Source organism: Roseovarius halophilus (ex Wu et al. 2025) (assembly GCF_047086965.1).
Map to the genome: position 1 here is coordinate 1 of NZ_JBKOTX010000677.1, position 242 is coordinate 242.

The 242-nt window shown below is 66.1% G+C and carries 1 protein-coding gene; it reads left to right on the plus strand.

Annotation, left to right across the window (positions count from 1 at the left end; genetic code table 11):
- On the plus strand, positions 1 to 194 hold a 194-nt coding region (locus ACH107_RS34000), incomplete at its 5' end, for a transposase (protein WP_412509948.1).
- Positions 195 to 242 lie beyond the last annotated feature (48 nt).

The window sequence follows — 242 nt, forward strand, 5'->3', positions numbered from 1 at the left end:
GCAAGAAGATCGACTTGCGTCGGGAAAACGATCCCCCGGATCGTTTTCTGGTCCTCCTCACCTTCGGCTGGGCCAAGACCGTGGGCGGCATGGCCCAGACCGTCCACCGCGGCCTCGACAGGGTCCGCGCGCAGTTCACGATGACCATGGCGGCCTGCAACCTCGCAAGATTGCCGAAGCTCCTGGCCGCCTGACCACGGCAGCCATCCTGAGCCCGGGGGGCGAGTCTCAGGAGAAACCGC